The organism is Candidatus Ancaeobacter aquaticus, from assembly GCA_030765405.1.
GTDB lineage: Bacteria > Auribacterota > Ancaeobacteria > Ancaeobacterales > Ancaeobacteraceae > Ancaeobacter > Ancaeobacter aquaticus.
Window position 1 is genome coordinate 41,175 of record JAVCCP010000071.1, and the last position, 25,707, is coordinate 66,881.

General features: G+C 38.2%; 25 protein-coding genes, 1 tRNA gene and 1 other RNA gene. 5 read left to right on the forward strand and 22 right to left on the reverse strand.

Annotated elements, in window-relative coordinates; all coding sequences use genetic code 11:
- Positions 1–80 precede the first annotated feature (80 nt).
- The 9 genes from P9M13_09495 to P9M13_09535 all read right to left on the reverse strand — a co-directional run bounded on the left by P9M13_09495 (position 81) and on the right by P9M13_09535 (position 7,835).
- On the reverse strand, positions 81–614 hold the full coding sequence (locus P9M13_09495) for a zf-TFIIB domain-containing protein (protein MDP8263515.1): 534 nt from the start codon (positions 612–614) through the stop codon (positions 81–83).
- Between the two features lie 59 nt (positions 615–673).
- Positions 674–1,783, reverse strand: coding sequence for a pyridoxal phosphate-dependent aminotransferase (locus P9M13_09500; protein ID MDP8263516.1), 1,110 nt, complete (start codon positions 1,781–1,783; stop codon positions 674–676).
- A gap of 1 nt (position 1,784) precedes the next feature.
- On the reverse strand, positions 1,785–2,330 hold the full coding sequence (locus tag P9M13_09505) for a Fe-S-containing hydro-lyase (GenBank protein MDP8263517.1): 546 nt from the start codon (positions 2,328–2,330) through the stop codon (positions 1,785–1,787).
- Positions 2,331–2,347: 17 nt separating this feature from the next.
- Positions 2,348–3,190, reverse strand: a complete 843-nt coding sequence (locus tag P9M13_09510) for a fumarate hydratase (GenBank protein ID MDP8263518.1) — start codon at positions 3,188–3,190, stop codon at positions 2,348–2,350.
- A 91-nt stretch (positions 3,191–3,281) separates the two neighbouring features.
- A complete protein-coding gene (locus tag P9M13_09515) occupies positions 3,282–5,120 on the reverse strand; it encodes an acyl-CoA dehydratase activase (protein ID MDP8263519.1) in 1,839 nt (612 codons plus the stop codon).
- A gap of 44 nt (positions 5,121–5,164) precedes the next feature.
- Complete coding sequence (locus tag P9M13_09520) at positions 5,165–5,863, reverse strand: 7-carboxy-7-deazaguanine synthase QueE (GenBank protein ID MDP8263520.1); 699 nt, start codon at positions 5,861–5,863, stop codon at positions 5,165–5,167.
- A 111-nt stretch (positions 5,864–5,974) separates the two neighbouring features.
- Positions 5,975–6,640: a 7-cyano-7-deazaguanine synthase QueC gene (gene queC, locus P9M13_09525; GenBank protein ID MDP8263521.1), complete on the reverse strand. Its 666-nt coding sequence runs from the start codon at positions 6,638–6,640 to the stop codon at positions 5,975–5,977.
- Positions 6,637–7,005 carry a 6-carboxytetrahydropterin synthase QueD gene (gene queD, locus P9M13_09530; protein MDP8263522.1) on the reverse strand — a complete coding sequence of 123 codons (369 nt, stop codon included), beginning with the start codon at positions 7,003–7,005 and terminating at the stop codon, positions 6,637–6,639. Before queD ends, queC begins: the two co-directional genes overlap by 4 nt.
- Positions 6,990–7,835 (reverse strand): N-acetylmuramoyl-L-alanine amidase, encoded by an 846-nt coding sequence (locus P9M13_09535; protein MDP8263523.1) that lies wholly within the window; start codon positions 7,833–7,835, stop codon positions 6,990–6,992. The genes queD and P9M13_09535 overlap by 16 nt, the downstream gene beginning before the upstream one ends.
- 260 nt (positions 7,836–8,095) lie before the next feature.
- Between P9M13_09535 and P9M13_09540 the strand changes: the two genes are divergently transcribed.
- Both P9M13_09540 and P9M13_09545 read left to right on the forward strand, forming a co-directional pair.
- Positions 8,096–8,326, forward strand: a complete 231-nt coding sequence (locus P9M13_09540) for an Lrp/AsnC ligand binding domain-containing protein (GenBank protein ID MDP8263524.1) — start codon at positions 8,096–8,098, stop codon at positions 8,324–8,326.
- A gap of 96 nt (positions 8,327–8,422) precedes the next feature.
- Positions 8,423–8,899, forward strand: coding sequence for a hypothetical protein (locus tag P9M13_09545; protein MDP8263525.1), 477 nt, complete (start codon positions 8,423–8,425; stop codon positions 8,897–8,899).
- 602 nt (positions 8,900–9,501) lie between these two features.
- Here P9M13_09545 and ssrA read toward each other — a convergent pair.
- From ssrA to rnhC, 3 genes are all read right to left on the reverse strand, one after another.
- Positions 9,502–9,911: a transfer-messenger RNA gene (ssrA, locus tag P9M13_09550) on the reverse strand.
- Positions 9,912–9,952: 41 nt separating this feature from the next.
- Positions 9,953–10,417: an SsrA-binding protein SmpB gene (gene smpB / locus P9M13_09555; GenBank protein MDP8263526.1), complete on the reverse strand. Its 465-nt coding sequence runs from the start codon at positions 10,415–10,417 to the stop codon at positions 9,953–9,955.
- Complete coding sequence (gene rnhC, locus P9M13_09560; protein ID MDP8263527.1) at positions 10,410–11,408, reverse strand: ribonuclease HIII; 999 nt, start codon at positions 11,406–11,408, stop codon at positions 10,410–10,412. The genes smpB and rnhC overlap by 8 nt, the downstream gene beginning before the upstream one ends.
- Positions 11,409–11,648: 240 nt before the next feature.
- On the opposite strand from rnhC, the gene P9M13_09565 reads away from it, so the two are divergent.
- Entirely contained in the window at positions 11,649–12,950 is a 1,302-nt protein-coding gene (locus P9M13_09565; GenBank protein ID MDP8263528.1) for a PhoH family protein, read from the forward strand.
- Positions 12,951–13,071: 121 nt separating this feature from the next.
- Positions 13,072–13,155, forward strand: a tRNA-Leu gene (locus P9M13_09570).
- 37 nt (positions 13,156–13,192) lie between these two features.
- Here P9M13_09570 and P9M13_09575 read toward each other — a convergent pair.
- From P9M13_09575 to P9M13_09600, 6 genes are all read right to left on the reverse strand, one after another.
- Positions 13,193–14,437, reverse strand: coding sequence for an Nramp family divalent metal transporter (locus P9M13_09575; protein MDP8263529.1), 1,245 nt, complete (start codon positions 14,435–14,437; stop codon positions 13,193–13,195).
- Positions 14,438–14,444: 7 nt separating this feature from the next.
- Positions 14,445–15,722, reverse strand: coding sequence for a CBS domain-containing protein (locus tag P9M13_09580; protein MDP8263530.1), 1,278 nt, complete (start codon positions 15,720–15,722; stop codon positions 14,445–14,447).
- Positions 15,712–17,382 (reverse strand): glycosyltransferase family 39 protein, encoded by a 1,671-nt coding sequence (locus P9M13_09585; protein ID MDP8263531.1) that lies wholly within the window; start codon positions 17,380–17,382, stop codon positions 15,712–15,714. Before P9M13_09585 ends, P9M13_09580 begins: the two co-directional genes overlap by 11 nt.
- A 153-nt stretch (positions 17,383–17,535) precedes the next feature.
- Positions 17,536–18,477, reverse strand: coding sequence for a M48 family metalloprotease (locus tag P9M13_09590; protein MDP8263532.1), 942 nt, complete (start codon positions 18,475–18,477; stop codon positions 17,536–17,538).
- Positions 18,465–18,959, reverse strand: a complete 495-nt coding sequence (locus P9M13_09595) for an SH3 domain-containing protein (GenBank protein ID MDP8263533.1) — start codon at positions 18,957–18,959, stop codon at positions 18,465–18,467. Before P9M13_09595 ends, P9M13_09590 begins: the two co-directional genes overlap by 13 nt.
- Before the next feature lie 383 nt (positions 18,960–19,342).
- Positions 19,343–21,478 carry an adenylate/guanylate cyclase domain-containing protein gene (locus P9M13_09600; protein ID MDP8263534.1) on the reverse strand — a complete coding sequence of 712 codons (2,136 nt, stop codon included), beginning with the start codon at positions 21,476–21,478 and terminating at the stop codon, positions 19,343–19,345.
- Between the two features lie 131 nt (positions 21,479–21,609).
- On the opposite strand from P9M13_09600, the gene P9M13_09605 reads away from it, so the two are divergent.
- Positions 21,610–21,873: a hypothetical protein gene (locus tag P9M13_09605; protein MDP8263535.1), complete on the forward strand. Its 264-nt coding sequence runs from the start codon at positions 21,610–21,612 to the stop codon at positions 21,871–21,873.
- Between the two features lie 79 nt (positions 21,874–21,952).
- Here the strand turns inward: P9M13_09605 and cysE are convergent, their stop codons facing one another.
- The 4 genes from cysE to P9M13_09625 all read right to left on the reverse strand — a co-directional run bounded on the left by cysE (position 21,953) and on the right by P9M13_09625 (position 25,677).
- A complete protein-coding gene (gene cysE / locus P9M13_09610; GenBank protein MDP8263536.1) occupies positions 21,953–22,657 on the reverse strand; it encodes a serine O-acetyltransferase in 705 nt (234 codons plus the stop codon).
- Positions 22,657–24,603, reverse strand: coding sequence for an NAD(P)/FAD-dependent oxidoreductase (locus P9M13_09615; protein ID MDP8263537.1), 1,947 nt, complete (start codon positions 24,601–24,603; stop codon positions 22,657–22,659). The genes cysE and P9M13_09615 overlap by 1 nt, the downstream gene beginning before the upstream one ends.
- 59 nt (positions 24,604–24,662) lie before the next feature.
- A complete protein-coding gene (locus P9M13_09620; protein MDP8263538.1) occupies positions 24,663–24,797 on the reverse strand; it encodes a hypothetical protein in 135 nt (44 codons plus the stop codon).
- A gap of 76 nt (positions 24,798–24,873) precedes the next feature.
- Positions 24,874–25,677 carry a tetratricopeptide repeat protein gene (locus P9M13_09625; GenBank protein MDP8263539.1) on the reverse strand — a complete coding sequence of 268 codons (804 nt, stop codon included), beginning with the start codon at positions 25,675–25,677 and terminating at the stop codon, positions 24,874–24,876.
- Positions 25,678–25,707: the final 30 nt, after the last annotated feature.

Here is a 25,707-nt window from a genome sequence, read left to right on the forward strand (position 1 = left end):
TATTGACTAATAAGGAAGGCGCAGAGGCTGCAGAAGCATGCATTAACACTTCTGCAGCAAAAATAAAATGGGAATTCAGATCATATAAGCGGGACACGAGACGCTAGCTGAGATAATACAGGAAACTTTGAAAAAATGCGATATTCTATGAGTTTCATTATTGTTGAAACATCCTTTACTTCAGTAACTAAATCACTTTTGGCTTGAAGTAATTGTGCGGCTTCATTACCCAGATCCTTTATAAAATCCTCTATCGATTCATCGGTAACAATATCTTCTAGATACGCGATTAACTTTTCTAATTCACCTTTTTCAAGCCATACTCCCTGACAATCCATACACAGAAAAAGTATTACCTCATGCCCGCGATAATTCACCTGATACATCTTTTTTCCACATTGAGGACATCCCTTTTCTGAAACAGCCATTTGATGCTCTTTATCTTCTTTCCATAAAGGGATATCAAGCCATCTAATAAAACGATCTTCTTTTGCTTTCAGCTCATCCAAATGATCCTTAGTGATCCATATACCCTGACAGCTTTGACATTCATCAATGGTCACTGTATCTTTTACCGTTCTTTTCATATCTGTACTACAGTTGGGACAGCTCATAAACATCTCCTTTGGCTTACGGTATATGTACCTTTTACATTAATACAATTATAGGTGTTTTACTTTTCACTTTCAACTTTTTCTCTCAGCGCATTTAACTGGTCAACTCCGCGCTTTAGTGTTTCATCATTTACAGCATATGATATCCGAAAATGTGTATCTTTTTGTGAGAATACATTTCCGGGAATTATCAAAACATTATTATCGATCGCTCGTTCCACAAATCGCGAAGCATTCCCATCAGGCGCTTCAGGAAAAATATAAAACGCGCCATGAGGCTTTTCAACGGTAAAGGCATCTTTCAGACCGTTATAGACAATATCTCTTTTCTTTTTATAGTCCTCTATATACGGTTCCATAGAAAAATCAAACGCGTTAACCGCAGCTTTTTGCGCAAATGAAGGAGCGCACACAAAGGTATATTGCTGTAACTTTGTCATTTCCGCAATAATATCTTTTGGGCCTGCTGCATATCCAATACGCCATCCGGTCATAGAATATGATTTTGAAAAACCATTTAAGGTAATTGTATTATTATAAAGCGATCCCATATGAGTATAATCACCATCGTACGTAAAGGTATCGTATATCTCATCAGATAAGACAATAATCCCGTGTTCTCGGGCAAGATCTGCTACCATGGTCAGTTCTTCCCTGGTATACACTGTTCCTGTTGGATTCGAGGGGCTATTTATAATTATAAGCTTTGTTTTCTTAGTGATATTCTTTTCTATGTCAGATCGCAACAGGCGAAAATGCGGATAGGTATCAACATATCGTGGGACACCTCCCATCAAGCTCACCAGATGCGTATACATCACAAAATAAGGATCAGCAATAATAACTTCATCACCCGGATCGATTAACGCCATAAAGGCCAAAAGCAAACCGCCTGAAACACCGGAGGTGATTAATGAGCTCTCATAAAATATGCCTTTTTTGTCTAATTCTTTTTCAACGTTTTTGCGCAGTGGATCAATTCCCTGAGTAACCGTGTATTTGTTAAACCCACTCTCAATAGCTTTCACTGCTTCATTCTTGAGTATATCAGGCACATCAAAGTCAGGTTGGCCTATGCTAAGATTTATAGGATCTTTCATATTTTTTGCAAGCTCAAAGACTTTTCGTATCCCTGAGGAATCAATTTTTTTCATTCTTTCGGCAAACATATTACCCTCTTTTCAAAATAGTTTTTCCACGTGAATCAATAGCTACTATAACGGGGAAATCCTCAACTTCAAGTTTCCGTACAGCTTCAGTCCCAAGTTCTGAGTATGCGACAATAGAAGCCTTTTTCACGCAGCATGAGAGTAACGCACCAGCTCCTCCTACTGCTATAAAGTATACCGCTTTATTTTTTTGTATCGCTTTAACAACCTCTTGAGAACGCTCACCTTTACCTATCATACCTTTGAGCCCCTTTGCCAACAAGGCCGGAGTGAATTCATCCATTCTCGCGCTTGTTGTTGGGCCACAGGATCCTATAGCACGACCGGGTCGTGCGGGAGTTGGCCCACAATAATATATGAGGGCACTCGATAAATCAATTGGCACTCTTTTATTGTGCGCCAGCGCATGACATATTTTTTTATGTGCTTGATCACGTGCAGTATACAGTGCCCCGCTTAATAGCACTTTCTGCCCTGCTTTTAATGATCTTACTTTTCCTACTGTTAATGGCATTTGTATTTTCGTTTCATTCATTTTTTTCAGCATGTAACTCTCAATGATTTTTATATAATCTTTTCTTTATGTCTGAGCGCATGACAACATATATTTACCGCAACAGGTAATCCCGCAATATGCGTAGGATGCGTCATTACATTTACTTTAAGTGCGGTTGTTTTCCCACCAACGCCTTGCGGGCCTATCCCTAACGCATTTATCTTTTTTAACAATACATTTTCAACTTTTCTAATTGGCAATGACTTCTTTTTATTATTAATAGGCTCCATTAACGCATGCTTTGATAGTAACGCTGCTTTTTCAAATGTACCCCCTATCCCCACTCCCACAATAACAGGGGGACATGGTCGCGCACCACCAACCTTTACTGTTTCAACAATAAACAATGTTATATCTTCGATTGATGCGGTTGGATTAAACATCTTTATAGCACTCATATTCTCACTGCCAAAACCTTTCGGAGATACACTGATCTTTATACGTGAGCCGGGAACAATCGTAGTATGAATTATTGCCGGTGTGTTATCGCCTGTATTCTTTCTACTTAATGGATCAACAACAGAATTTCTAAAATAACCAGTTTTGTACGCCTGCCTAACACCCTTATCGATCGCTTTACTTAGATCGCCACCCACAAGATGAACATCCTGCCCAATCTCAAGAAAAACGACTACCATGCCTGTGTCCTGACACAAAGCAAGTTTATTATCTTTGGCAATACGTGCATTATCTACCAATGACTGCAAGCAATATGCCGCCAAATCAGATTTCTCTTTTTTTAAACTCTTTTTCAGCTCTATCATTACATCTTTGGGGGCGTTTATATTCGCATCAAGACACAGTTCTTGTACAATACGGGTTAGCTCTTTAACATGTATTTTTCTTACCATATATTCTACCGGTTCTCATAGTTTCTATTGCAATATAACTTGCTCTACACCGTTAATTTTTGCCTATCTCTTGATATTAGTCAACTGTTTGTTATGTTACATTCGCTCCATACCACGCACACCCAAGAGCACCTGCAAATTGTGGGCGATCAATTTTGACAATACTCACTCCCAATTCCTCTTGAGCAAAGTGTTGTATTGCAATATTTCTCGCACCACCACCAGTAAAAAGCACTGGAGTTTCCCCATCCAAGAATTTGAGTATATACAATTTTATCCTTAAAAATGCACTGTAATTAACACTTGATGCTATGATTTCTTTTGACAGGCCACTATTAATTTTTCCGATTACTTCGGTTTCTGAAAATACTGCACATGTCGCATTCAAATACTCGGGCGAATCATATTGCATGCCTAAATCATCTATACTAATACCTAATATCTTACTCATGTTTTCAAGGTACCGTCCTGTTCCTGCAGCACACTTATCATTAACAATAAAATCTTTTACTAACCCTTCTTTTACCGATGCCACCTTTACATCCTGCCCGCCAATATCAACTAAAATAAACGACTCATGTCCAGTTGAGTACCGGGCACCATATATATGAGCATAAATCTCTGAGATAGAGTTTTTACCACTGGCACCAATATTGCCTCGTCCATACCCTGTTGAAATGATTTTACCGGGACGTTCAGGAAACAAAGACATATCGATAGAAAATGAATCTTCCCCATGTTTTCCAAAACATTTATAAAAATCTACCGTATCAAATATCTGTTCCTTTGCAATCTTCTCATTCTGAACATAGATTATTTTAGTATTTCTACTCCCAATATCAACCCCGCAGGTCAACTTTTCTTTTATTTTTCCCGACTTTGTTATAGATCCAGAAATGTTCGAGGCACTTTTCTTCGGCAGGTGAGTACTCCCCCTTTTTATAGATAATGATTTTGTAAATGTATCAATTCTTAATTTTTCTTTTCCATCAAGTTTACCCGGTTTATCACACTCTAGAGCAAGTATCGGAACTGAAAGCTCTTTTTTAAATATTTCATGCTCTGCATGATGATGACAAAAACTCTGCACATAATGTATGATCCCATCAATGTTTCTCTTTTTTATCTCACCTTCAATATCCGCTATTTTCTTCTTTATACCATATGGGTACGTATAGAGCATATACTGTTGAACAACATCAGCTGCAACATAAGGCATTGCACATTGCCGCTGCATTTCATTAAAGACTACTTTTGCTCCGGACTGTTCAATGTATTGATAGAGATCGGATACTATAGGAGGCACACCGATAACGCCGATTCTGATAAGCTTGTCCATCGGTTCAGCAGAAACAGTTCGCTTTGAAACAACTTTATAGAACTCATCGAGTTCTCTTTCGAACGTATCAGGATCACCATTAAAGTCACTGCAGCTTATCTGCCAAATATGATTTTCAAAACCGCTTACACTACCAATACGCCATGTCAGTTCATCTATTTTTTTTACTTTTGATCTGATCCTATCAAGTTTTCTCTTTGTTTGTGCTACATCTTCCCAGGAAACATTAAAATATTTCATCAGCTTCTCTATTTCTCTTTTAAGCAAGTAGCTGTCCCCATCATACGGGTATGAAAAAGGAATTATTGATACTCCTTCGGTCTCTACTCGTTCACTCAACGATATGGCATTACTGCAATCTCCCTGTACAACGGCAATTATCTCTCGAATATCACGCTGTTTTATCGTTGCATACAGTCCTTTAATCCATGCACACATATTACGAGGAAAACCGTTTTCCTCCGCATATAAAATATGCCTCGACGGATCACTATCAGTAACAAACGCATTGTTAAGATCACAAGCACGATAACCGGCGGCGTAGACCACTTCTATAGGCACAGTTGTTGTTATTCCAATTTGTTTATTCATTTTGTGTTCCCTGCTCTTATAATTTAGATCACGTTTTCTATTTTTCATGGTACGTTTAATATCTTATGTATTTGCGGCATTACCCTCACTTCTAGAAGGGATTTATTCGCCAATTTAAACAAATCGACTAGCTTTTCTTCTGTTATTCTACATTTTCCATCTATATCACTCTCCGGCTGAATAAAAAATGGGATTGCCTTATCAATTTTTCTCACACAATCAATGGCACGAGAAAATTCTTTCCCTTCTGTCTCTTTACCCACAACAACTTTTATATAGAGATCTTTCTCTGAGGCCCTCTGCAAAAATTCTGTGTGCTGTGACCAGTAACTTTTTCCGCTACACGAACTTGGAAGTTTAATATCTATAGAAACAATATCAACATATGTTTTTATTCTTTCGAAAGCTTCTGGCATAGTACCATTTGTTTCAAGGAGTATCTTTACGCCCTCTGAACTTAATAGTTTTAACACGTTTTCTAAGAACTCATCCTGAACCAGAGGTTCTCCACCGGTAACACTAATCGTTCTAATATCTTCTTTTTTGCGTAACAATAAGATGTTTTTTACTACTTCTTCGGCCGTCATTTCTGACTGGGCAGCATAATCTGTATCACAATAAGAACACGCACCGATATTGCATCCAGCCAAACGAACAAATATATGTCTTTGCCCTACATATTTTCCTTCACCCTGTATGGAATGAAATATTTCAACGATTTTTCCTTTTATTTCTTTTTCCATCCAAATATGCCTTTTAAATATTCAAATTTATAGTTTTTCTTATAGCTTAAAGCTTACAGCCTATAGTTCTAAGATTATTTAGGGTTTAGAAATTCGAAATTAATATTTTATCTACATTTTGATTGCTGGATCAATGACCCCGGCATCTTTAAAACCTTTTGCTCTCAACACACAAGAATCACAGGTTAAACAGGGAACCTTCCCCCCATCGTAACAGGACCAGGTAAGTTCATAGGGAACCTTTAGGCGCATTCCCCACTTTATAATCTGGGCTTTTGTTTTATGTAAAAGAGGGACATTAATTTTTATACCTCGTCCTTCAACACCCGCTTTTGTTCCAACACGCACAATATGCTGAAACTCCCTGAAATATTCCGGTCGGCAATCAGGATACCCGCTATAGTCCACGGCATTGGCACCAATAAAAACTGCTTCCGCTTCTATCGATTCTGCACATGAAAGAGCATAACTCAGAAATATTGTATTACGAGAAGGAACATACGTGGAAGGTATATTGTCCGCACAATTCTTTCTCTTGCGAGGTAATGGAACAGCCTTATCTAGAAGAGCACTCCCTTTCCAAGGAAGCGCAATTTTTAGCGTACTGTGCTCAACCCCACTTGCTTTTGCAAGCTGGCGGGCACTCTGCATCTCTTTCTTATGCCTTTGTCCATAGTCAAAGATAAGACAAAATATCTCATAGCCTTTCTTCCGCGCAACATACAGTGTTGTAGCGGAATCTAAACCTCCGGATAATAATACGACTGCTTTTTTCATTCTTCTCTATAGGTAGCACAGTTAGCATTTGTCTCCCAGACAGAAACACTACTCATGCTGCAACTTTTTGGTAATTTCTTTTTCACATTGTTGTAGATCAGCTGCGCGATATTTTCTGCCGATGGGTTTATTTTTTTGAAAAATGGTGTTCCGTTAAGCACTTTATGGTCAAGATTCTTAATAAACGTATTTGTGATCTTTTTTAGCTTAACAAAGTCAACAACGAACCCATTTCTATCAAGTTCTGGTGAGCAAACCAGCACTTCTACTCTCCAGTTATGACCATGTAAATTTTCACATTTTCCATTATAATTTCTTAACCTATGTGCTGAATTAAACTCTGTTACAATCATTGCTTCAAACACTTTTGCCTCTTTTCATCTTGTATTTCTTGTTTTTTATGATAACCAATGTATTCATTCTTATGCGTAATGCCATTACAAAACAAAATGACCCCTTGAGCAATACCGCAGGCAATTTTCTCCCTATGTGTGTCTTGTGAAAGCTGTGTTTCTTCATGTGTATTGGAAATAAAACCAACTTCGATTAGCACTGCGGGCATCTGTGTCTTTCTTAAAACAAAAAAACGCGCTCTTTTCACCCCTCTATCACGTGAAGCAATATGTGTTTTTAAAGATGAATGAATGGAATCTGCCAAACCAATACTATATGAACGCGACTCACTCGAAGCTGAATCTAACAGTTTTAAATATAACCTCCCTATTTCATGATTTACCTGTGAAAATAAGTCGTATTTCACATATCCGTTGCCCTCACTAAATAACATCGTAGGATCCAATGAATCATACAGCGGATCAGACAGATAAAAAGTCTCATACCCATGAGCGCTTTTATCCGTGTGAGCGTTCGTATGAATACTAATAAAAAGATCTGCGTCAATCTTGTTTACAAACTGCGCACGTTCCTCTAACGAAATGGTCTTATCTGAGTCACGTGTCAGGAATACTTTAAAACCGTTTCTTTTTAGATACCTCTCTAAATGTAGTGCAATGCTAAGATTTACCTGCTTTTCTTCTATTCCATTTATACCAATTGCTCCGGGATCTCTTCCCCCATGGCCGGGATCTATAACAATAACTTCAACTTTCTCCGGCACTTTCTTGTCATCTGAGTTTACTAAAGCATAGTCACCTCTCACACTATAGGCGAAAGCCACTGGTGCATATACATGCACCAGTGAGCATACCATAAATAATAAGCTGAGAACAAACACTGCTTTTTGTAAAAAATGGTAAATATATGTATAAGAATTCTTTATCATAAACATGAGCACTGTATATAGTATCTATTACTTTAATTACTCGTCAAGCTCAAAAATATCTGTCTATAGACCAGAAATATAGATGCTATCAATCTAATACGCTTAAAAATAACTCTTTTACTATGTTTTAAAACGTTCTACAATACAGGCATACAAAAAATAAGGAGGAATATATGGCAAAAGCATATCTCAAGATAATTGTTGAAGGCGGAAAAGAATCTAAAATTAAGACTGCTCTTCTTAAAATAAAAGGGGTTAAAAGCGCTGAGCTGACTACTGGCGAACAGGATATTATTTGTCTTATCGAAGGGAAAACGCATAAAGATGTCCTGAGACTCATCATTGATAAGATCAGAAAAATAAAAGGCGTCAAGGAAACCGTCACAAACCTTATTCTGGAATGACAAAAACGTTAATCGTTCAGAGTTCAGCGTTCACCGTTTAGTTTTTGTTTTTTAACTATACGCTATGCGCTAAACGCTATCCGCTGAAAGAATACTATGTCCGATGAACTTGATCTCGCATTAACGTTACTTAAAGAGAACAAACTCGATGAAGCACGCTCATGGTTTAACCACGTCCTCTTCCATACCAAGTGTGATGTTGAGGAAAAGTTATGCACACGCCACCTAAAAGATATTAATGCCCGTATAAGCGAATTGCAGTCCATTTCTACTATCAGTATCGACTCGACCCTAAAAGAAAATTTATTAAGAGAATGTACTATTAAATTCGTTTCACGAGAGGCCGCTCACCGAGATCTCGCACAAAAAATCTTTACCGCAATACACAAACATTCCTATGCCAGCGACTCATCGATAAAGATCGTTTTACATGATGCCGGATTAACCCTGGTTATACACGGAAAAGAAAAAGACTCGCGATGCACACTATGCGCCAAATTCAGGAACAAACTAAAAGACAATCTCGGTAAAGATGGTTTTTGGAAAGAGGGGAAATGCCCGTTCCAGCTATAAGCTGTAAGTTGTAAGCTTTAGTGAGACACGAAGGGCACTAGTGATAACATAGTGGCTTTCGACTGTCGAACTATCCCCCCTTCTTTACGATTTTGGAGGCGAAGTCCGATAAAATCTAGGGGGGATAAGTCAAAAAACAAATATTACGTTTAGTGAATCGATCTAGCGAAAAACTTTCTATCGATGAATCATCAACGATCCCCTACGAGGACAATACCCAGAAAAATTTACTTATAAATTTTATGAGTGTAGACGATGAACTAAACTGCGCTCACCGCTTACCGATCAACTAACACCGCAAAATTAATGTCCGCCTTTGGGTATTTTTCCATGACATGCTTGTCTATTAGCACGTGCTTTTCTGACAGCTTTTTTACGGCTTGACTTACAAATTCGTTTCGCTCTATTTTTTGGCATACTACACTCCTTCTTTTGTCAGACTATAGACATCAGACCACCGACTACAGACCTTTTATTTAAATAAATTCACACCTAATAAGGGAAAAGTAAAAACTAATGTGGGGTCTTCAGCCAATTTAATAAAATATTATATTAATCCTTAGTTTTGAATTTTTCTTTTTAACTTTAGACTTTAGCAAAAATGGTGGAGGTGGCGGGAGTTGAACCCGCGTCCTTGAGCGGCTCGAATATAACGTCTACATGCTTATTCTATCTTTAGTTCTCATCTCCCAAAGGATAATAGAAAAACCTTAAAGGAGATCAGCAGCGTAAAGTTCGCTTCTCACCCCGCCGCATAATGAGAAACTAGCCTATTAATCGGCGTCTATAATAATGAACAGGCACATCACCATAGACGAGCTACTTAATTAAGCAGCGTTAGCTAACACCCCAAGATTAATTGATGGAGCCTTAATGGCTGGCACAATATTCTCAAAGGGTATAATTTTACCTTTGTCAGCATTTATGTGTTTGCCAGGTTTTTAGGAGGCCACCTGACACCCTCCGCATGCAATTATACTCTGCAATCACAAGTCGAATCCGAATCACCCCCATACTAAAACAGGGTTATAATTGTAAAAGAGCAGGTACTAGCTACTTATTGTGTTTTCTTATGGCACGTTGCATTTCTCTTTGAGAATCTCTTTCTTTGATCGTTTCCCGCTTGTCGTACTGTGTTTTACCACGTCCGATAGCGAGAGCCACTTTCACTTTACCTTTTTTTAAATATAATTTCAAGGGAATTAACGCAAATCCTTTTGTCGTCGCTTTTCCCGATAACTTCATTATTTCACTTTTATGGAGCAATAATTTACGCGTTCTCAAGGGATCGTGATTGTTAATATTACCAAAATCGTATGGACTAATGTGGAGGTTAAAAAGGAACACTTCCCCTTTAATTACCCGCGCAAAACTGTCGTTCATATTACCTTTTTTTTGGCGCAAAGACTTTACTTCTGTCCCCCGCAACTCAATTCCCGTCTCGAACGTATCTATAATATGATAATCATGAAGAGCTTTTCGGTTGGTAATAATAACGTGTGAGGTATTCTTATTCATCACTCACTTCGTCTTCGGACGTTTTCTTCTTCATTTTTTTCTTTGTTGCGGGCTTGGGATTTGTCTCAGACGATTTAAACCGCAGATTCTTGACCTTTTCCGTGTTTTTAAAATGAAGTTTTGCAGCTCTCTGCATTATATCCATTCCTTTTTCATTGTACATTTTAAGCGCCAGTTCATTTACCTTATCCCCAGCACCTTTTAATAACTGATAATTAAGCTCGACGGAGATTCTTCTCAAACGCTTCAAAAATTCTCCCCGAGCAACTATTGATGCTGCAGCAACCACTAAATCGCTTTCTGCTCTATGTCTTTGCTCTAAATTAATGTCTCTGCCCTTCTTGAGAAGTGCAGATTTCACCATTCTTTCATCAGCGAACTGATCAACAATAACTTTTGAGCATTGTACTTTTGTTACAAGATTTTCTATTGCACGAGCATGTGCCCACGCAAGCATGACATTTAAATTTGACATCTTTACATAAAGCTCGTTATACTTTTCAGGACCAATAACAACAACCGAATGGGGATATTTTTCAATAATTTTTTTATACAGCACATCAACTGCTTTGTCCGAAAGTTTCTTACTGTCTCTAACACCCATCTCTTCTAATTTTACAATCTCTGACGCCTCAGAAAACACACTCGCGACAACAAGCGGCCCAAAATAGTCCCCTTTTCCACTTTCATCAACACCAATTCTACTCTCACCATAATCAGCATCGATACGTTTTCCTCCGCTCATCGTAATTTTCTTCAAGAGCTGAGGTTCTAGATAAAATTCCACAAATTCTGACGCCATCTTACCTTGTATGACAAGCTTCCCTTTTAAATACATAGTAACGGAAAGATTTTTCCTTTGCGCGCTGAAATAGGTATAGGGAACCTTTTTAAACATATATCCACTCTCATCAAGATACTGCCTGAGTACAGGCACTTTATCTTTATCAAGATCACAGACATATAAACCTTTACCTATTAAATCAACCATATGGTACCTCATATTAAATATTTATAGAGTGAGTATAACAAATATACCCCAAAATTGCAATATAAATATTGCTAATTTTATTGCTTAAACCCATATCAGTAATGCGCAACATTATTTAGGCATAATTACATTACAACCATACATTTTTATATAAAATGTACTTTAACACTTTAAAACTTATTGCTATAATTACATATAGAGCTATCTAACTTTAAAAAACTCAAACAACAAGGGGGTGCTATGGAAAAAATCTTTATATTAGACACAAATGTTATTCTTCATAGTGCAGCTTCATTAAAATCATTCGGAGACAACATGGTTGTTATCCCTCTTGAGGTCATTGAAGAGCTAGATAAATTTAAAAAAGAGAGCTCTGAACGCGGGAGAAACGCAAGAGCTGCCATACGACAATTAGATATTCTCAGAAAAAGAGGTCGCCTCAGTGATGGCGTAAAAATGAAAAATGGCGGGATCTTCAAAATCTCACTGACTCAACCAGATGAAAAAATTGATTTTGATAAAAATATCACAGACAATAAAATACTTATGCTCGCTTACAACCTCCACAGGACAAATAAAGATAAAAAAGTGATTTTTGTTTCAAAAGATATCAACGCGCGCATTAAGTCTGATGCCCTCGGTATTTATACTGTCGACTTTGAAAAACAAAAAGTTGATTTTGAAAAATTATATACCGGATGGCAGCAAATGGATCTCAATAAAAAGAATTATGACACACTCCTTGCTACGGGTGAAATGCCAGTTGAGGGAAGAAAATTATGTCCAAACGAATATGTTATTGCATACAACGCAAGCAGCAAAGAAGATCATGTTATCTGCAAACACGATCATAGAAATAATAAGCTTGTGGTCCTCCCCAATGACAACTTAAAGCTTTGGAATATCCGTCCGCGCAGTTTTGAGCAGCGTATAGCCTTTGACCTTCTTCTTGACCCTGAAATTAAATTGGTAACTCTCGTAGGACAGGCAGGTACCGGTAAAACTCTTCTTGCGCTTACCGTAGGGCTCCAACAAGTTATCAATGAAAGTAAGTTCCAGAAAATGCTCATTTCCCGACCTATCATGCCGCTGGGAAAAGACATTGGATACCTTCCCGGATCAAAGGAAGAAAAGATCGGACATTGGATGGATCCAATCCATGACAATCTTGAATATATACTCAGTCATAAAACACCTGATATAAAGGTTAAAATATACCAGTTATTTAAAGACAATAAGATTGAAACAGAGGCATTAACATATATTCGAGGCAGAAGTATTCCAAATCAATTTGTTATAATTGATGAAGCTCAAAATCTGACCCCACACGAGATTAAAACAATTATTAGTAGGGCTGGATATGGGACAAAAATGATATTAACCGGTGATCCATACCAAATTGATAATCCATATCTTGATGCGAGCTCTAACGGTTTGTCTTATGCAACCGAACGATTAAAAGATGAATCATTAGTTGGAACGGTAACATTAACAAAAAGTGAGCGTAGTCCTTTAGCATCTATTGCAGCAGAACTATTATAAGGCTTCAGACAAGAGGCTGAAACAACGTTGAGTGCATAGTGTATGGTATTTTTGCTTTTTTTACTATACGCTAAACGCTCTGTTTACCATTACCTGTTATGGTAAACAGATAATTCACTTTGCCGAGATGGTGAAATTGGTAGACGCACTAGATTCAGAGTCTAGCGCCCGCAAGGGCTTGGGGGTTCAAATCCCCCTCTCGGCATTTTCGTTAATAGTTCATAGTTCAACGATAAACGCATCTACAGAAAAAGAAATACGATCATCACGATACTGAGTACGCTAATTATCGCAGCAGCAATCCAGGAAAAGTAGTTATAAAATTTTGAATTTACATAACTACCCATAAGCTTCACATTATTTACCAGCAGTATCATCGCGACTAATATAAACGGCAACATGACACCATTAATGACCTGAGAAATAAGCATGATGGGTATAAGCGGTGCATTGGGGAACAATATTATCCCGCCCCCAATAATAATGAGTATTGAATAAAGAATATAGAATTGCGGGGCTTCAGAGAAGGTCTTGTTCACTCCTGACTCATAGCCAAATGCCTCGCATACAAAAAACGATGTTGCAAGTGGTAATATCGATGCCGCAAATAGTGACGCAACTAAAAGGCCGATAGCAAACAGTACCATGCAATGTTCCCCCGCAAGTGGTTTTAGCGCCATAGCTGCATCTTTTGCGGTATGGATGGTAATTCCTGATTTAAAAAGTGTCGCGCCACATACCACTATTATAAAAAAAGCAATTACCGTTACCACCACTCCGCCAATGATCGTGTCCCAGCGAGAATATTTATAATCTTCAATCTTTATCCCTTTTTCAACAACACTCGCCTGTTGATAAAACTGCATCCAAGGAGCAATAGTCGTTCCGATAAGTCCGACTAACATAATAAGGTACGGGCCCTTTAATTGGAATTGCGGGATCAATGTACACTTAGCAACTTCACCCCAATCAGGTTTAGCAAGAAAACCACTTACTACGTACGCCAAATAAAATAAGCACGCAACAAGAAATGCTTTTTCTACACTTCTATATGTTCCCTTTGTGACTAGCCACCACACAAACCCCGCACTAATAGGAACTGAAATATATTTACTGATACCGAAAAGCTCCATACTTGCTGCAATACCCGCAAATTCTGCAATGATATTTCCTAGATTTGTAAAAAGGAGCCCTAACATAAGATAAAACGTAATTTTTAAACCAAAACGTTCGCGTATAAGGGATGACAATCCTTTTCCGGTAACGACCCCCATTCGGTTACACATTTCCTGGACCATTATAAGGAGTATCCCTATCGGGATAAGTGACCACAAAAGAGTATATCCAAAATTCGCGCCACACAAAGAATATGTGGTAATCCCACCTGCATCATTATCGACATTTGCCGTAATTATACCGGGACCCATAACTGCAAAAAATATCGCAGCTCTTTTCCACCACTGAAAACGCCTTACACTCACGCTCATAACACATTTACTCCCTAGCAAGTTGAGGAACTAATTCTTCGAGAGAATTCTTTAATGCTATCACCCCTTCAAGCTGATTTTCATCATCAGTAACCGGCAGCACATCAAAATCATATTTAGCAAACATTCGCATTACTTCTTTTCGATTAGTATCAACCTTTACGCGAATCACATTCTCATGCATAAACTCACCGATCTTGGTATCTGGCTCATTGATCATAATCCTTCTTAATGTGGTCACACCTCTAAGACTATTATCATCATCAGTTATATAAATATAATTTATTAATTCTATTTCTTGAGCAGCTTTACGTATTTTTTCTAAAGCTGCTTGTACCGTCATATCAGCACTCAACGTAATATAATCAAGCTCCATAAAACTACCCGCTTCATTTTTAGGGACAGCAGCAATCTCTCTTATTTTTTCAACTTCTTCTTTATCTAATGTACTTAAAAGGACTTCTGCTTTCCTATCCGGAAGCTCAACTATAATATCTGCAATATCATCTACCGGTAATTCTTTAAATATCTGCGTGCCTTTTTCTTTTCCAATCGCCTCAAAAACTGTCTTTCTCACATGCGGACTCACTTCTTTTATTACATTTGCTGCGGTTTCAGTATCAAGCGCCCTAAAAAGATTCATCCTTTCCTTCATACCGAGATCTTCAATAATTTCAGCTAAATCAGCAGGCCACAAACCTGACAACTTTTGTTGTGTAACTTTTAGTTTAAGGACAGAAGAAGGCTTTCCAGGCTCATCAAGACTTTGTACATATTTCCATGAAATAAAACGTTCTTTCAAGGTGTAGTCAAATAACCAGTGTGTAATATTATCAACGATTTTCTCAAATCCTAATCGACGCATAATCCCTCGTGCACCTACATCCGCATGCACAACCCAAAGAATATCTTTTTCTTTCAACAAGTGAAAATCATTCACACGCACAACATTCGCTCCATACGTATCCACTATTTGCATATCGAGATATTCATCTTTCAATAGAAACTCACCTTCGGAAGGTTCATACACTTTGAGAAGATCTTGATACTCACCCTTCAACAAATACATACGATTTTTAACATATTCGAGTTTGTTCCACGGAATAATCATCTGTTTTTTCGTTTTCTTTTGCATAATAAGTGCGCCGACAATCCGTGGATATAGCTCCTTAGTAGATGCAACTAAATCAACAATACGCCCTATCATAACAGAGGTATCCTGTTCAATAACCTCGCAATCCAACATCTCGGTAAAATAAAGAAAATGTTTATGTTTATCGATCATATATATCCTTTTGATTCGTAATCAAATATCTTCCATATGAATCATACATGAGTCGTGTTCTATCTGGAAACATATTTTTCAAGATATCAAAATCACCCGGCTCTTTTGTAATAAAAAACACTCTTTTGTGCCCGTTAAACAACTGCTCAAATTCATTCCAGTTTACAAAATATTTCCTGTGCTCTGGATACCTACTGCCAAAATCAAGATCACCGTCTACTCTCCATGGTTCGCACACAACGTAAGCGCGTTTTTTGAGGTAGAATGAGGCAGTTGAGTTTCTTTCATACTTACCTCTAATAACAATGAGATCACCATCATTATAATGCGTATTAATAATGTAAGCATGCTCATTCGCAGATTTCTCATCATTCACTAAGAACGTATTTTGAGACAAGACAACACCTGCACAACCTACCCCTATAAGAAACACGATAAACGCAGTTGTTCGTTTATCTCTAAAAAACAAAAATACTGATAGGAGCGCACCCAACATCATAAAAAAGAGCATAAGCACAGATGCCGGATATACTTCTATAGAAAGATTATCACACACAATCTGTGGATAGATCAGTAGAAGCGTCAAACATGCAAATCCTGCTAAGATATATATACTAAAAGTTATTGCAACTATTCGTCTTTCAATTTTTCGCGCCATATCAACAATGCCCGCCTCCCACACAAGTCCTATACATAAAGCAACCGGTACAAGTGCAGAGAGCATATAATAATTTGCTTTCGCTTTAGAAAGAGAAAAGAAAATAAGAATGGTAAGGAACCATACCGCAAAAAATAGCCAGTTCTCTTTTTTACCGATCTTTTTTATATAATAGTAAATGCCTGCAGGAATAAAAATACTCCACGGGAAAAGCATGGCGAATAATCTCAGTACATGGTAATAGATAGGACCATGAAAATAATCTATCGGATACCGTATACCAAGGTATCGATAGACATGTTCATTAATAAAATAATACCACAGAAATTCCTTATTCTTAATTGCGGCGGCGACATGCCACGGTGCGGCAACAACAATAAAGATGATTACCCCTTCGAGTAGATATATATTCTTTAGTATGCGCCATCTTCGCGTAACACAGATATACGCGATAATAACAAGTACCGGTAAAATTATTCCTGCGAATCCTTTTGTAAGAACAGCAAGTGCCAATACAATATAAAACATATAAAAATACTTGCGCGCATGCTTCTCTATTCCCACATAAAACAACAGAAGAGAGAGTCCAATCAAGCATGAAAAGAGCATGTCCATATAACAAATTTTGGACATCATAATAAATCCAAAACTTGTCCCTAGGATAAGTGCAGACATGAACCCATATAAACGGTTTTTGAGTCGCGCACCTGCGCCATAAGTAATTATAACCAGTCCTAGTGCGGGAATAGCAGCCCATAAACGTGCTGCTGCTTCATTACACCCCATGACTTTATAGGTTAATGCGGTAAGCCAGTAAAAAAAAGGTGGTTTTTCAAGATAAGGAACATAATTCAAATGGGGAACAATAAAATCTTTCATTTCCATCATTTCACGTGCTAACTCAGCGTAGTTTCCTTCACTATCACCGATTAATGGAAATGAGCCATTGCCCAGAAAAAAGAGAATGTATCCAACAATTGTTAAAATTATAATGTACAACATAAAAGCCTCTCCACACTTATTATTCTCTCAATGAGATGTCCGGGGTAAGAGGTTTACTTTAAAGATATACTACACACACATGCACTACGAATAAGCATTTGAGAGGTAACCTCAAGCATCGTGCTAAAGATCGCCTCTCAGTATATTAAGAAATTAATTCATTTTTTCTTTTTCACGCACAAAACGTTCAGTGCGTATTGAATATACGGGATTAGAAATACTTTTACCGGCTAATTTTTTATCTATTCTATTGATACGATCTTTAGCTTTAGGATGTGTTTTAAACCAGCCACCGGTTTCATTGCCTTCATTCATCGCATCCATATTAACAAGAAAAGTACGAAGACCAGACGGGTTATACCCAGCTTTGGTAACAATTTCAATAGCCATCGCATCAGCTTCATATTCCTTGCTTCTACTATATCCTTTTGTGACAAGATCGTTGGTTATATCTGTTACCGCACCTTGCATGACATCTTTAAGACTTCCGACATTGACATCCGTATATTGATTAAGAGCATAGTTTCCTGCTTCAGATGCAGTAATTGCCGCAAGATTGGAAAGACGTGAGCTTTTAATTGTTCCTACACCATGTTTTAATTTAACATGTGCTATTTCATGGGCAAGGATATTTGCTAGTTCATCTTCATTTTGTACCAGCTTTAATGTACCTTTCGTAATAAAGACATATCCTCCCGGTGTGGCCATAGCATTAACCTCATCCGAATCAAGTACTATAAAATGGTATCCACCGTATGTCCCCGGCGTACCAGAGGCATAGAGCACCGTATTTCCTACCTTATTAACATAATGCAACAATTCAGGATTATCATAGTTGCCATATTTATCGAATAAATTAACCGCAATAGCGCGCCCTAAATAGTATTCTTGTTCCTCGGTTATGCCTTCCGCTGCTTTAAAAAAAGCTGATCCCGTATTGGCTATTGCGCTCCCTGCACCTGATGGAAGATATCCAGTTTGAGATGCAACAGATGCTGCAGCCTGGAGGGCTCCATCCATTGTCTGACAACCATGTAATACAAGTGTAAACGCACAAAATAAAAGAAGTATACCGTTTTTCATTATTGATCGCATGAGACACCTCCAAACTCGCCGAGTTTTCCTTCTCGCATAAACTCAACTAATTCATAATCTCCTATTTCAATAGCCTCTATTTGATCTAACAAGGCATAATTAAACCCTGGATTTTCTTCTCTATATTTTTTTTCAACCAACGGATTAAATCCTTTACCTGCAAGCGCTACTTCATCAGCAGAAATATTTCCCGTACCGACTTTACCGGCATGTGACAGATTAAGCTTTTTTAAAACACATGATGAGGCATGGATCCATCCAACAGCACCGGATGAAGTTTTAACCTTTATCCACTGATTTTGTTTCCCCATTTCATCCAACCAATCTCCTCGTAAGACAGTTGCTATTGATGGCGCATAAAATTTTGGAAGTTTCCTGACTTTTGCTTTCTTTTGCCTTACAGTAATAGTTTTAGCGTAACACGTCTCGGAAACAAAAAACACTGCCATAAACACAATTAGAATATATAGATATTTCTTCATACAAACTCCCTCCCTTTAGGGGTTGTGAAATAATAATACCCCCAATTTGGAGGCTCAAGTTTGAACCGTATGCAAGACGCTACAACGCTGACGTCCCCTCTGTGGTACGTCAAGGAGGAGCAACAAAGCAGACGGTCAAAGATGAGCCTCCCCAAATGGGCTGGCCACTTTTTGGCTGCAACGGCGTCACTCATTGTTTGCGTATCGCAGGGGATACGCGGCACTCTTCGTTCCTTGTTTCGCTCAAAAATAGACTCAGCCAAATTGTGGATATTATTATTTCACAACTCCTTATTCTTTCCTCGAAATAGTGTACCATAATTCGCATAAAAACAAACGAAAAAGAACCTACGAGAGGAAAGATCATGCACATCAAGATAACACTACTTTGACTGAAGAACACTCACGCCATCCCAATCATCACCAGGAGGCTGTTTTTTAGAGTCTTCAATACGCTGCACATACAACTGAGCAACACTATCATGTGGCGACAAGCGTAGACCGTCTTTAAATATGGTTGATGCTTTGTCCCACTCCCTTTGACGATACGCTTCTAACCCCTCATGATATATTTTGAGGGCATCTAAAATACTTTGCGATAATTCGCCCTTTTTGGAAAGAAGTTCATATACACGTATGGGCTTATTTTTACCTTTAACCTTCACGAGATCTAATTCTCTGGCTTCAATAGTATCCCCGGCAAGCTCGCGTGTTCTTTGACTAATCATTATTTTGCTACCATAAATCTTATTCGCGCTTTCAAGACGTGCGCCTAAATTAACTGTATCTCCAATAACAGTATAATCAAAACGTTTATGTGATCCCATATTCCCTACAAGCACAATCCCGGAACTAATTCCTATGCGGGTATTTAGCTCTGGCAGTTCGCGCTGCTTTAGTGATTCATTCAGCACAAGAAGCATCTTTTGACAATCGAGTGCGGCATAACATGCTCGCGCGGCATGATCATTTTGAGATAGCGGCGCTCCCCACAAAGCCATAACCGCATCACCCAAAAATTTATCTACGGTACCGGCATATGACAAAATAACGTCGCCCACTTCATTTAAATACTCATTGAGAATATCAACAAGTTTTTCTGGTTCCATGCGTTCTGATATTGTCGTAAATCCCGCAATATCGGAAAAAAATACTGTCAGTTCTTTCCGCTCACCGCCTAACTTTAATTTTTCAGGATATTTTAATATCTCATTTACAACAATTGGGGATGAATATTGCTGAAATGCTTGTTTTATTTTTCGTTTATTTCTACCTTCTGTTGCATAATTGATAATACTTGAGACCATAACAGTTATAAAAAAACACATAAGTGGCGCCATCATCTCAAACAATACACCATACTTAAAAAGAAGCATATCTATTGAAACAAACAGGACCAGTACCATACTGATAAGTACACATATCACCCTCACTGACTGTAAAGAATAGACAATTATACCGATGATAAGCGCAATCAGTAATGAAATTGCATAGACAACTTCCTTCGGCATTTCTCTAATGAAATCTCTTTGCAGAATATTATCAAGCACTGTTGCATGCACTTCAGCACCGGGATAAATTGATGAAAAGGGTGTTACTCTCAAATCCATTAGCCCGGGAGCACTACACCCGACAAATACTATTTTATCTTTAACAATCGAGGATTCATAAATAGGTTTGAGCCCAGACTGAATCCTCACAGCAGATTGGATAATATCACCTATGGAGAATGCTTTGTAACATCCAGCAGAGCCATAATATCGAATTATCATTCTCCCTTGTCGATCAACGGGGATATTTCGATCCCCAACGGAGAGCACCTCATCACGATACCTAAGGCTATCAGCACTCAAAAGAGTCTTATAGGGAGCAAAAGCAAGGAAGGGAAAAACGTTTTTATCTATACGACTTACAATGGGAGCTCTTCTAAATACACCGTCTTGGTCTGGTTCCCCTGCAACATTCCCTACACCTTTAGTGGCTTTTAAAAGTTCTTTTATGGGAGGGGTATAAGAAAAATACTCAATAAGATCACTGTTTTCTATCCCCTGAACATTAAGCGCACCCTTATCAATAAAAAGGCTCTTGTCATTCTCATTTTTCTTTTCTTTCTTACTGCCAAAAAACGCAAAATAAGCTGCTCCATATTCTTTTATCGACTGTGCAAAATCTTCATCATCCTCTGAACCAAACGATGATGTTTCAGTGTAAAGCATATCAAAAACAAGCGCTGCGGCGCCACCTTGCATACAGAAATCAACAACAGGTTTATACATACCACGCGGCCATGGCCAGTTTATGCCCTCATTGTTCGCATAGTGATCAATACTTGCCTGATCAATATAGAAAAGTACAATGTTACGCCCCGCCTTATCACTATCACTTAAAACTCGGCATCTCCAATCATACGTTTTAAACTCAAACGTTTGAAGAAATGATGTGTGATCAAGGAGAACTACAACAAGAAACACAGCTACTGCCGTCACTATTCCCTGGATAATTTTTGTTTTCCTATTCACCGATACCTCGAATATCTCTTAATCTCATGTTTTCCTAAATGTCTATTTATTCGCTATCTTGGTTCTTTTTTGCCCCTTGACGATACAAAAAGTTATATATAGTATGGTAATATAATTGTAATGGAGACGCTATGAAAAATAACGTAAAAAAACTACTCTACGGTCTCGGCTTTGACAATAAGGACGGCCACACACGGATAACAAAAGGTGACAATTTTCGTTTATACGGTGGCTCTGAGGAAACCCATGAACTCATGCAGGAAAAATCAATTAAAATAAATGAAGAGCTTCGAAAGAAGGGTAAAAACCTTGATAATGTATCAGATAAAGAGTTTCTTGATATTGCCGATAAAGTAGGAATAAAGCCAATAGAACCGCCAAATGCTAAGAACTAATTCTGGTATCTCTTAGCGTGTAGCGAATAGTTAAAAAATTAAAGCAAAATCTAAACGCTACGCGCTATACGCTAAATAACTACGGAGTTTTGTCCCGTTCATTAAGTTTATCTAAAGCTTTTCTGATCGTACATTCTTCTTTAAAACATTTAATATGATCATCAATGCAATCAATCTCTTGCTGAATTAGCCCCAATCGTTCTGCAATAGGGTCCGGGAGATCAGCATGATCAAGCTTAACAGAAGGAACCTTTTCACCTTTTTTCCGAACAATCGACGCAGGAACTCCCACAACAGTACAATCGTTGGGGACATCTTTAATAACAACTGACCCAGATCCAATATTTACATTATTCCCGATTACAATATTTCCTAACACCTTTGCTCCGGCACCGACAGTCACATTATTGCCAATTGTCGGATGACGCTTTCCCTTGATATACCCCACACCGCCAAGAGTCGCACACTGATAAAGAGTAACATTATCGCCAATAATGGTTGTTTCACCTATAACAACACCCATACCATGGTCAATAAAAAATGATTTACCGATCTGGGCTCCGGGATGAATCTCAATACCGGTAAAAAACCGTGCTATCTGTGCCAACAGTCGAGGAATAACAGGTATCTTGAGCGTCGTGTGCAAATAATGATTTATACGATGACATATAAGCGCATGAAAACCTGAGTAACATAAAATAATCTCAATTTTACCGCTTAACCCACGGGCTGCGGGATCACGATCGATAACTGCGCTAAAATCATCTCTAAGTATTTTAAACATTATACACCCACTTTTTGTTGTTCCACCAAAAACGGAACATGATTTCCTTCAGAAACGGCTTCTTTAATTAAACGTGGTTCTTTCGCATCACCTATTAAATACAGCTCTTTTACTTTTCCTTCAAGATCAAGATATAGCTTATTGTTACTTTCATGATGAACAGCAATCACAACTGAATCAAAATCCCTTATATGACTTGTTCCCAGTTTGCGATTATAGATCTCTATTGACCCTTGATCGAAATTTACTACTTTTGTTTTGCGTAATAATGTTACACCCTCTTCTTCAATCTTAGGCTCTAAAAGGGCACGTACCCCCGAAGGAAGTCCAAGACCAACCAATCGTCTCATTTCAATAATAGTTACCTTTTTACCTTTTTCAACAAGAAAATCTGCTAGTTCTGCCCCCTCAGGACCACCACCGATAATAACAATGCGATCTCCCATTTCCGAAGGATTACAAAGCGCATCTTTAACCGAATACGCTTTAACCGTATCTAATCCTGGTAAAGGCGGGAAATGGTGCGTAGACCCCGTTGCGATTACAACAACGTCGGGATTACGACTAACAATATCATCCGCTTGACATTCCTTACCAAGCACAACCTCAATCTGGGCTTCCTCTACCTCTCGTTTAAGGTAATCTTTAAACTCTAAAATAGACTCTTTTCCCGGCGGCAATCCCGCTATGGCCATTTGTCCACCAACATCATTTTCTTTTTCAAACAAAGTCACTGAGTGGCCATCTTGAAAAAGACTTAACGCAGCCTGCATTCCAGCAGGTCCTGCACCTACAATACATATATTCTTTTTTTCCACAGCACTTTTCTTCTCACTGTCAACTTCTATACCTATATATGGATTAACCACACATACCATCTTTCCTCTGGTGATACTTTCAATACAACGATTACAAGACAAACATGGTCGTATATGAGACTCTCTGCCGTCTGCTATCTTTTTTGGTAAAAAAGGATCAGCAATAAGAACTCGGCCCATACAGACACAATCAGCATCACCTCGGGAAATAATGTCTTCAGCCATTTGTGGGCGACGGATTCTCCCTACTGCAAAAACAGGTAATGATACCGTACGCTTAATTTCTCTGGAGAGATGCACAAAACAACCTTCCGGGCGGTAATAGCAGGGCATATTAAGATGCGCAGACTCATAATTACATGCCGAAACATTCAACGCATCAATTTGACACGCTCCAAGAATAGCTGCAATCTTTTTTGCCTCATCAATATCAATGCCCCCATCAACATATTCATCTGCACTTATACGGCAAATGATTGGAAATGTTTGACCTACAAGCTCTCTTGTCCGGGCAATAATCTCTACTGAAAATCGGCAGCGATTTTCAGTGCTCCCCCCATACATATCACTACGAATATTTGAATATGGCGATAGAAATTGACATACAAGGTATCCATGTGCCATATGAAATTCAACAGCATCTGCTCCAGCTTTTTGCGCTCGCAGCGCGCTTTGGGCAAACGATTCCACGAGATCGTGTATTTCATCTACCGCTAGTTCTTTCGGTTCTTCGCGTAATACCGGACAGGAAATAGCCGATGGTGCTAAGGGGTCACTGCCGGTAAAATCAGAAAGCGTTTGCCTTCCCGCATGTGAAAGCTGCAACGCTATTTTTCCGCCTTCTTCATGAACCGCATCACATAATTTCTGAAAGCCCGGTATATAAGAATCATCGTGAATACATGCCATACCTTTATTTACTCTTCCGGACATTGCAACCCCGGTATTTTCAAAAATGATAAGCCCTACCCCGCCACGCGCACGATATCGATAATATGATATTATTTCATCGGTAATATAACCTTTACTATCAGCCAAATGCGTTTCCATAGCAGGCATAATAATACGATTAGGTATAGTCATAGACCCTATGGTAAAACCACTTAACAATCTATCATATGTCGGCATTTCTTTTATCCTCTCCGTGCACTATATAAGCTCACAAAACATGTAATAACGCACATTCATTAATCACCTGATATCATGCTTCCAAAATTAGAGATGTCTCTTCCTGTTCCCTTTACTGTCTCGCAGCCTGAAAGCAAAATCGGAAATAGTACAACAGCACAGAGTAAAAATAGTATGGCAATCTTTTTAATCATTGGGGTCCCCTTATACATAGTTTAATTATAGTAATATAATCTCCTAATTATATGTATCATACATTTTATTTCAACCTTATAATGCCCCGTCATCTACAAACTTTACTTCATAGAGAACATCATGTGCTTTTTGCAACGCTTGAGATCTCTTTATCTCATTGGTTTCTTTCTGTGCATACTTTTTGTAATACGTATTCGCATCATCAACTCTTTTCAGTTCTTCATATGCCATTGCAACACCGAGATAGCCGGAAGAAAAATTCTCATCTAATTCAATCGTACGCATAAATTCTATCACTGCCTCATTGTAGCGCTTCATAGCCATAAGCGCTCTCCCTTTACGGTAATACGCCGAAATATATTTTGGTCGTTTTCTCAATACTTTATTGTATTCCGTCAGGGCATCCCTGTATTTTCCCTGTGACTCATATATATTTGCAAGATTATATCTCGAATATACATTGTTACGGTCAAGACTGAGTGATTTCTTAAACGCATATACCGCTTGATCATATTCATGCCGCTGTGAATGGATAACTCCTATATTAAAGTACGCCTTTGCTGTTGGATAATTCTTTATCGATCGATCAAATTCCTGTAACGCTTTTTGAAAATCGTTTTTTTTCTTATACGCAATACCTAAACAATAATGTACCCCTTTATAAAAATAATTATACTCAGTAAGTCTTATGAGGTAGTCAATTGCCTGATCATACTCATCACGCATAATACTTATCACCCCTAAGTAATAATATGCTGTCTCTGATCGAGAATTCTGCATTAAGGCATCTTTAAAACTGTCCTCTGCACGTTTAATGAGTCCTTTATTATAATACTCGATACCACGTGACAAGGTATCTATACCGTAGACACTCCTCACGGAGAAATTCAGTAGAATTATACAAGGAAG

Excerpts from the sequence above, each read along its gene's own strand:
- P9M13_09495 (MDP8263515.1), bottom strand. The coding sequence starts at position 614 with ATGAGCTGTCCCAACTGTAGTACAGATATGAAAAGAACGGTAAAAGAT.
- P9M13_09500 (MDP8263516.1), bottom strand. The coding sequence starts at position 1,783 with ATGTTTGCCGAAAGAATGAAAAAAATTGATTCCTCAGGGATACGAAAA.
- P9M13_09505 (MDP8263517.1), bottom strand. The coding sequence starts at position 2,330 with ATGCTGAAAAAAATGAATGAAACGAAAATACAAATGCCATTAACAGTA.
- P9M13_09510 (MDP8263518.1), bottom strand. The coding sequence starts at position 3,190 with ATGGTAAGAAAAATACATGTTAAAGAGCTAACCCGTATTGTACAAGAA.
- P9M13_09515 (MDP8263519.1), bottom strand. The coding sequence starts at position 5,120 with ATGAATAAACAAATTGGAATAACAACAACTGTGCCTATAGAAGTGGTC.
- P9M13_09520 (MDP8263520.1), bottom strand. The coding sequence starts at position 5,863 with ATGGAAAAAGAAATAAAAGGAAAAATCGTTGAAATATTTCATTCCATA.
- queC (MDP8263521.1), bottom strand. The coding sequence starts at position 6,640 with ATGAAAAAAGCAGTCGTATTATTATCCGGAGGTTTAGATTCCGCTACA.
- P9M13_09540 (MDP8263524.1), top strand. The coding sequence starts at position 8,096 with ATGGCAAAAGCATATCTCAAGATAATTGTTGAAGGCGGAAAAGAATCT.
- P9M13_09545 (MDP8263525.1), top strand. The coding sequence starts at position 8,423 with ATGTCCGATGAACTTGATCTCGCATTAACGTTACTTAAAGAGAACAAA.
- smpB (MDP8263526.1), bottom strand. The coding sequence starts at position 10,417 with ATGAATAAGAATACCTCACACGTTATTATTACCAACCGAAAAGCTCTT.
- rnhC (MDP8263527.1), bottom strand. The coding sequence starts at position 11,408 with ATGGTTGATTTAATAGGTAAAGGTTTATATGTCTGTGATCTTGATAAA.
- P9M13_09565 (MDP8263528.1), top strand. The coding sequence starts at position 11,649 with ATGGAAAAAATCTTTATATTAGACACAAATGTTATTCTTCATAGTGCA.
- P9M13_09575 (MDP8263529.1), bottom strand. The coding sequence starts at position 14,437 with ATGAGCGTGAGTGTAAGGCGTTTTCAGTGGTGGAAAAGAGCTGCGATA.
- P9M13_09580 (MDP8263530.1), bottom strand. The coding sequence starts at position 15,722 with ATGATCGATAAACATAAACATTTTCTTTATTTTACCGAGATGTTGGAT.
- P9M13_09585 (MDP8263531.1), bottom strand. The coding sequence starts at position 17,382 with ATGTTGTACATTATAATTTTAACAATTGTTGGATACATTCTCTTTTTT.
- P9M13_09590 (MDP8263532.1), bottom strand. The coding sequence starts at position 18,477 with ATGCGATCAATAATGAAAAACGGTATACTTCTTTTATTTTGTGCGTTT.
- P9M13_09595 (MDP8263533.1), bottom strand. The coding sequence starts at position 18,959 with ATGAAGAAATATCTATATATTCTAATTGTGTTTATGGCAGTGTTTTTT.
- P9M13_09605 (MDP8263535.1), top strand. The coding sequence starts at position 21,610 with ATGAAAAATAACGTAAAAAAACTACTCTACGGTCTCGGCTTTGACAAT.
- cysE (MDP8263536.1), bottom strand. The coding sequence starts at position 22,657 with ATGTTTAAAATACTTAGAGATGATTTTAGCGCAGTTATCGATCGTGAT.
- P9M13_09615 (MDP8263537.1), bottom strand. The coding sequence starts at position 24,603 with ATGCCGACATATGATAGATTGTTAAGTGGTTTTACCATAGGGTCTATG.
- P9M13_09620 (MDP8263538.1), bottom strand. The coding sequence starts at position 24,797 with ATGATTAAAAAGATTGCCATACTATTTTTACTCTGTGCTGTTGTACTA.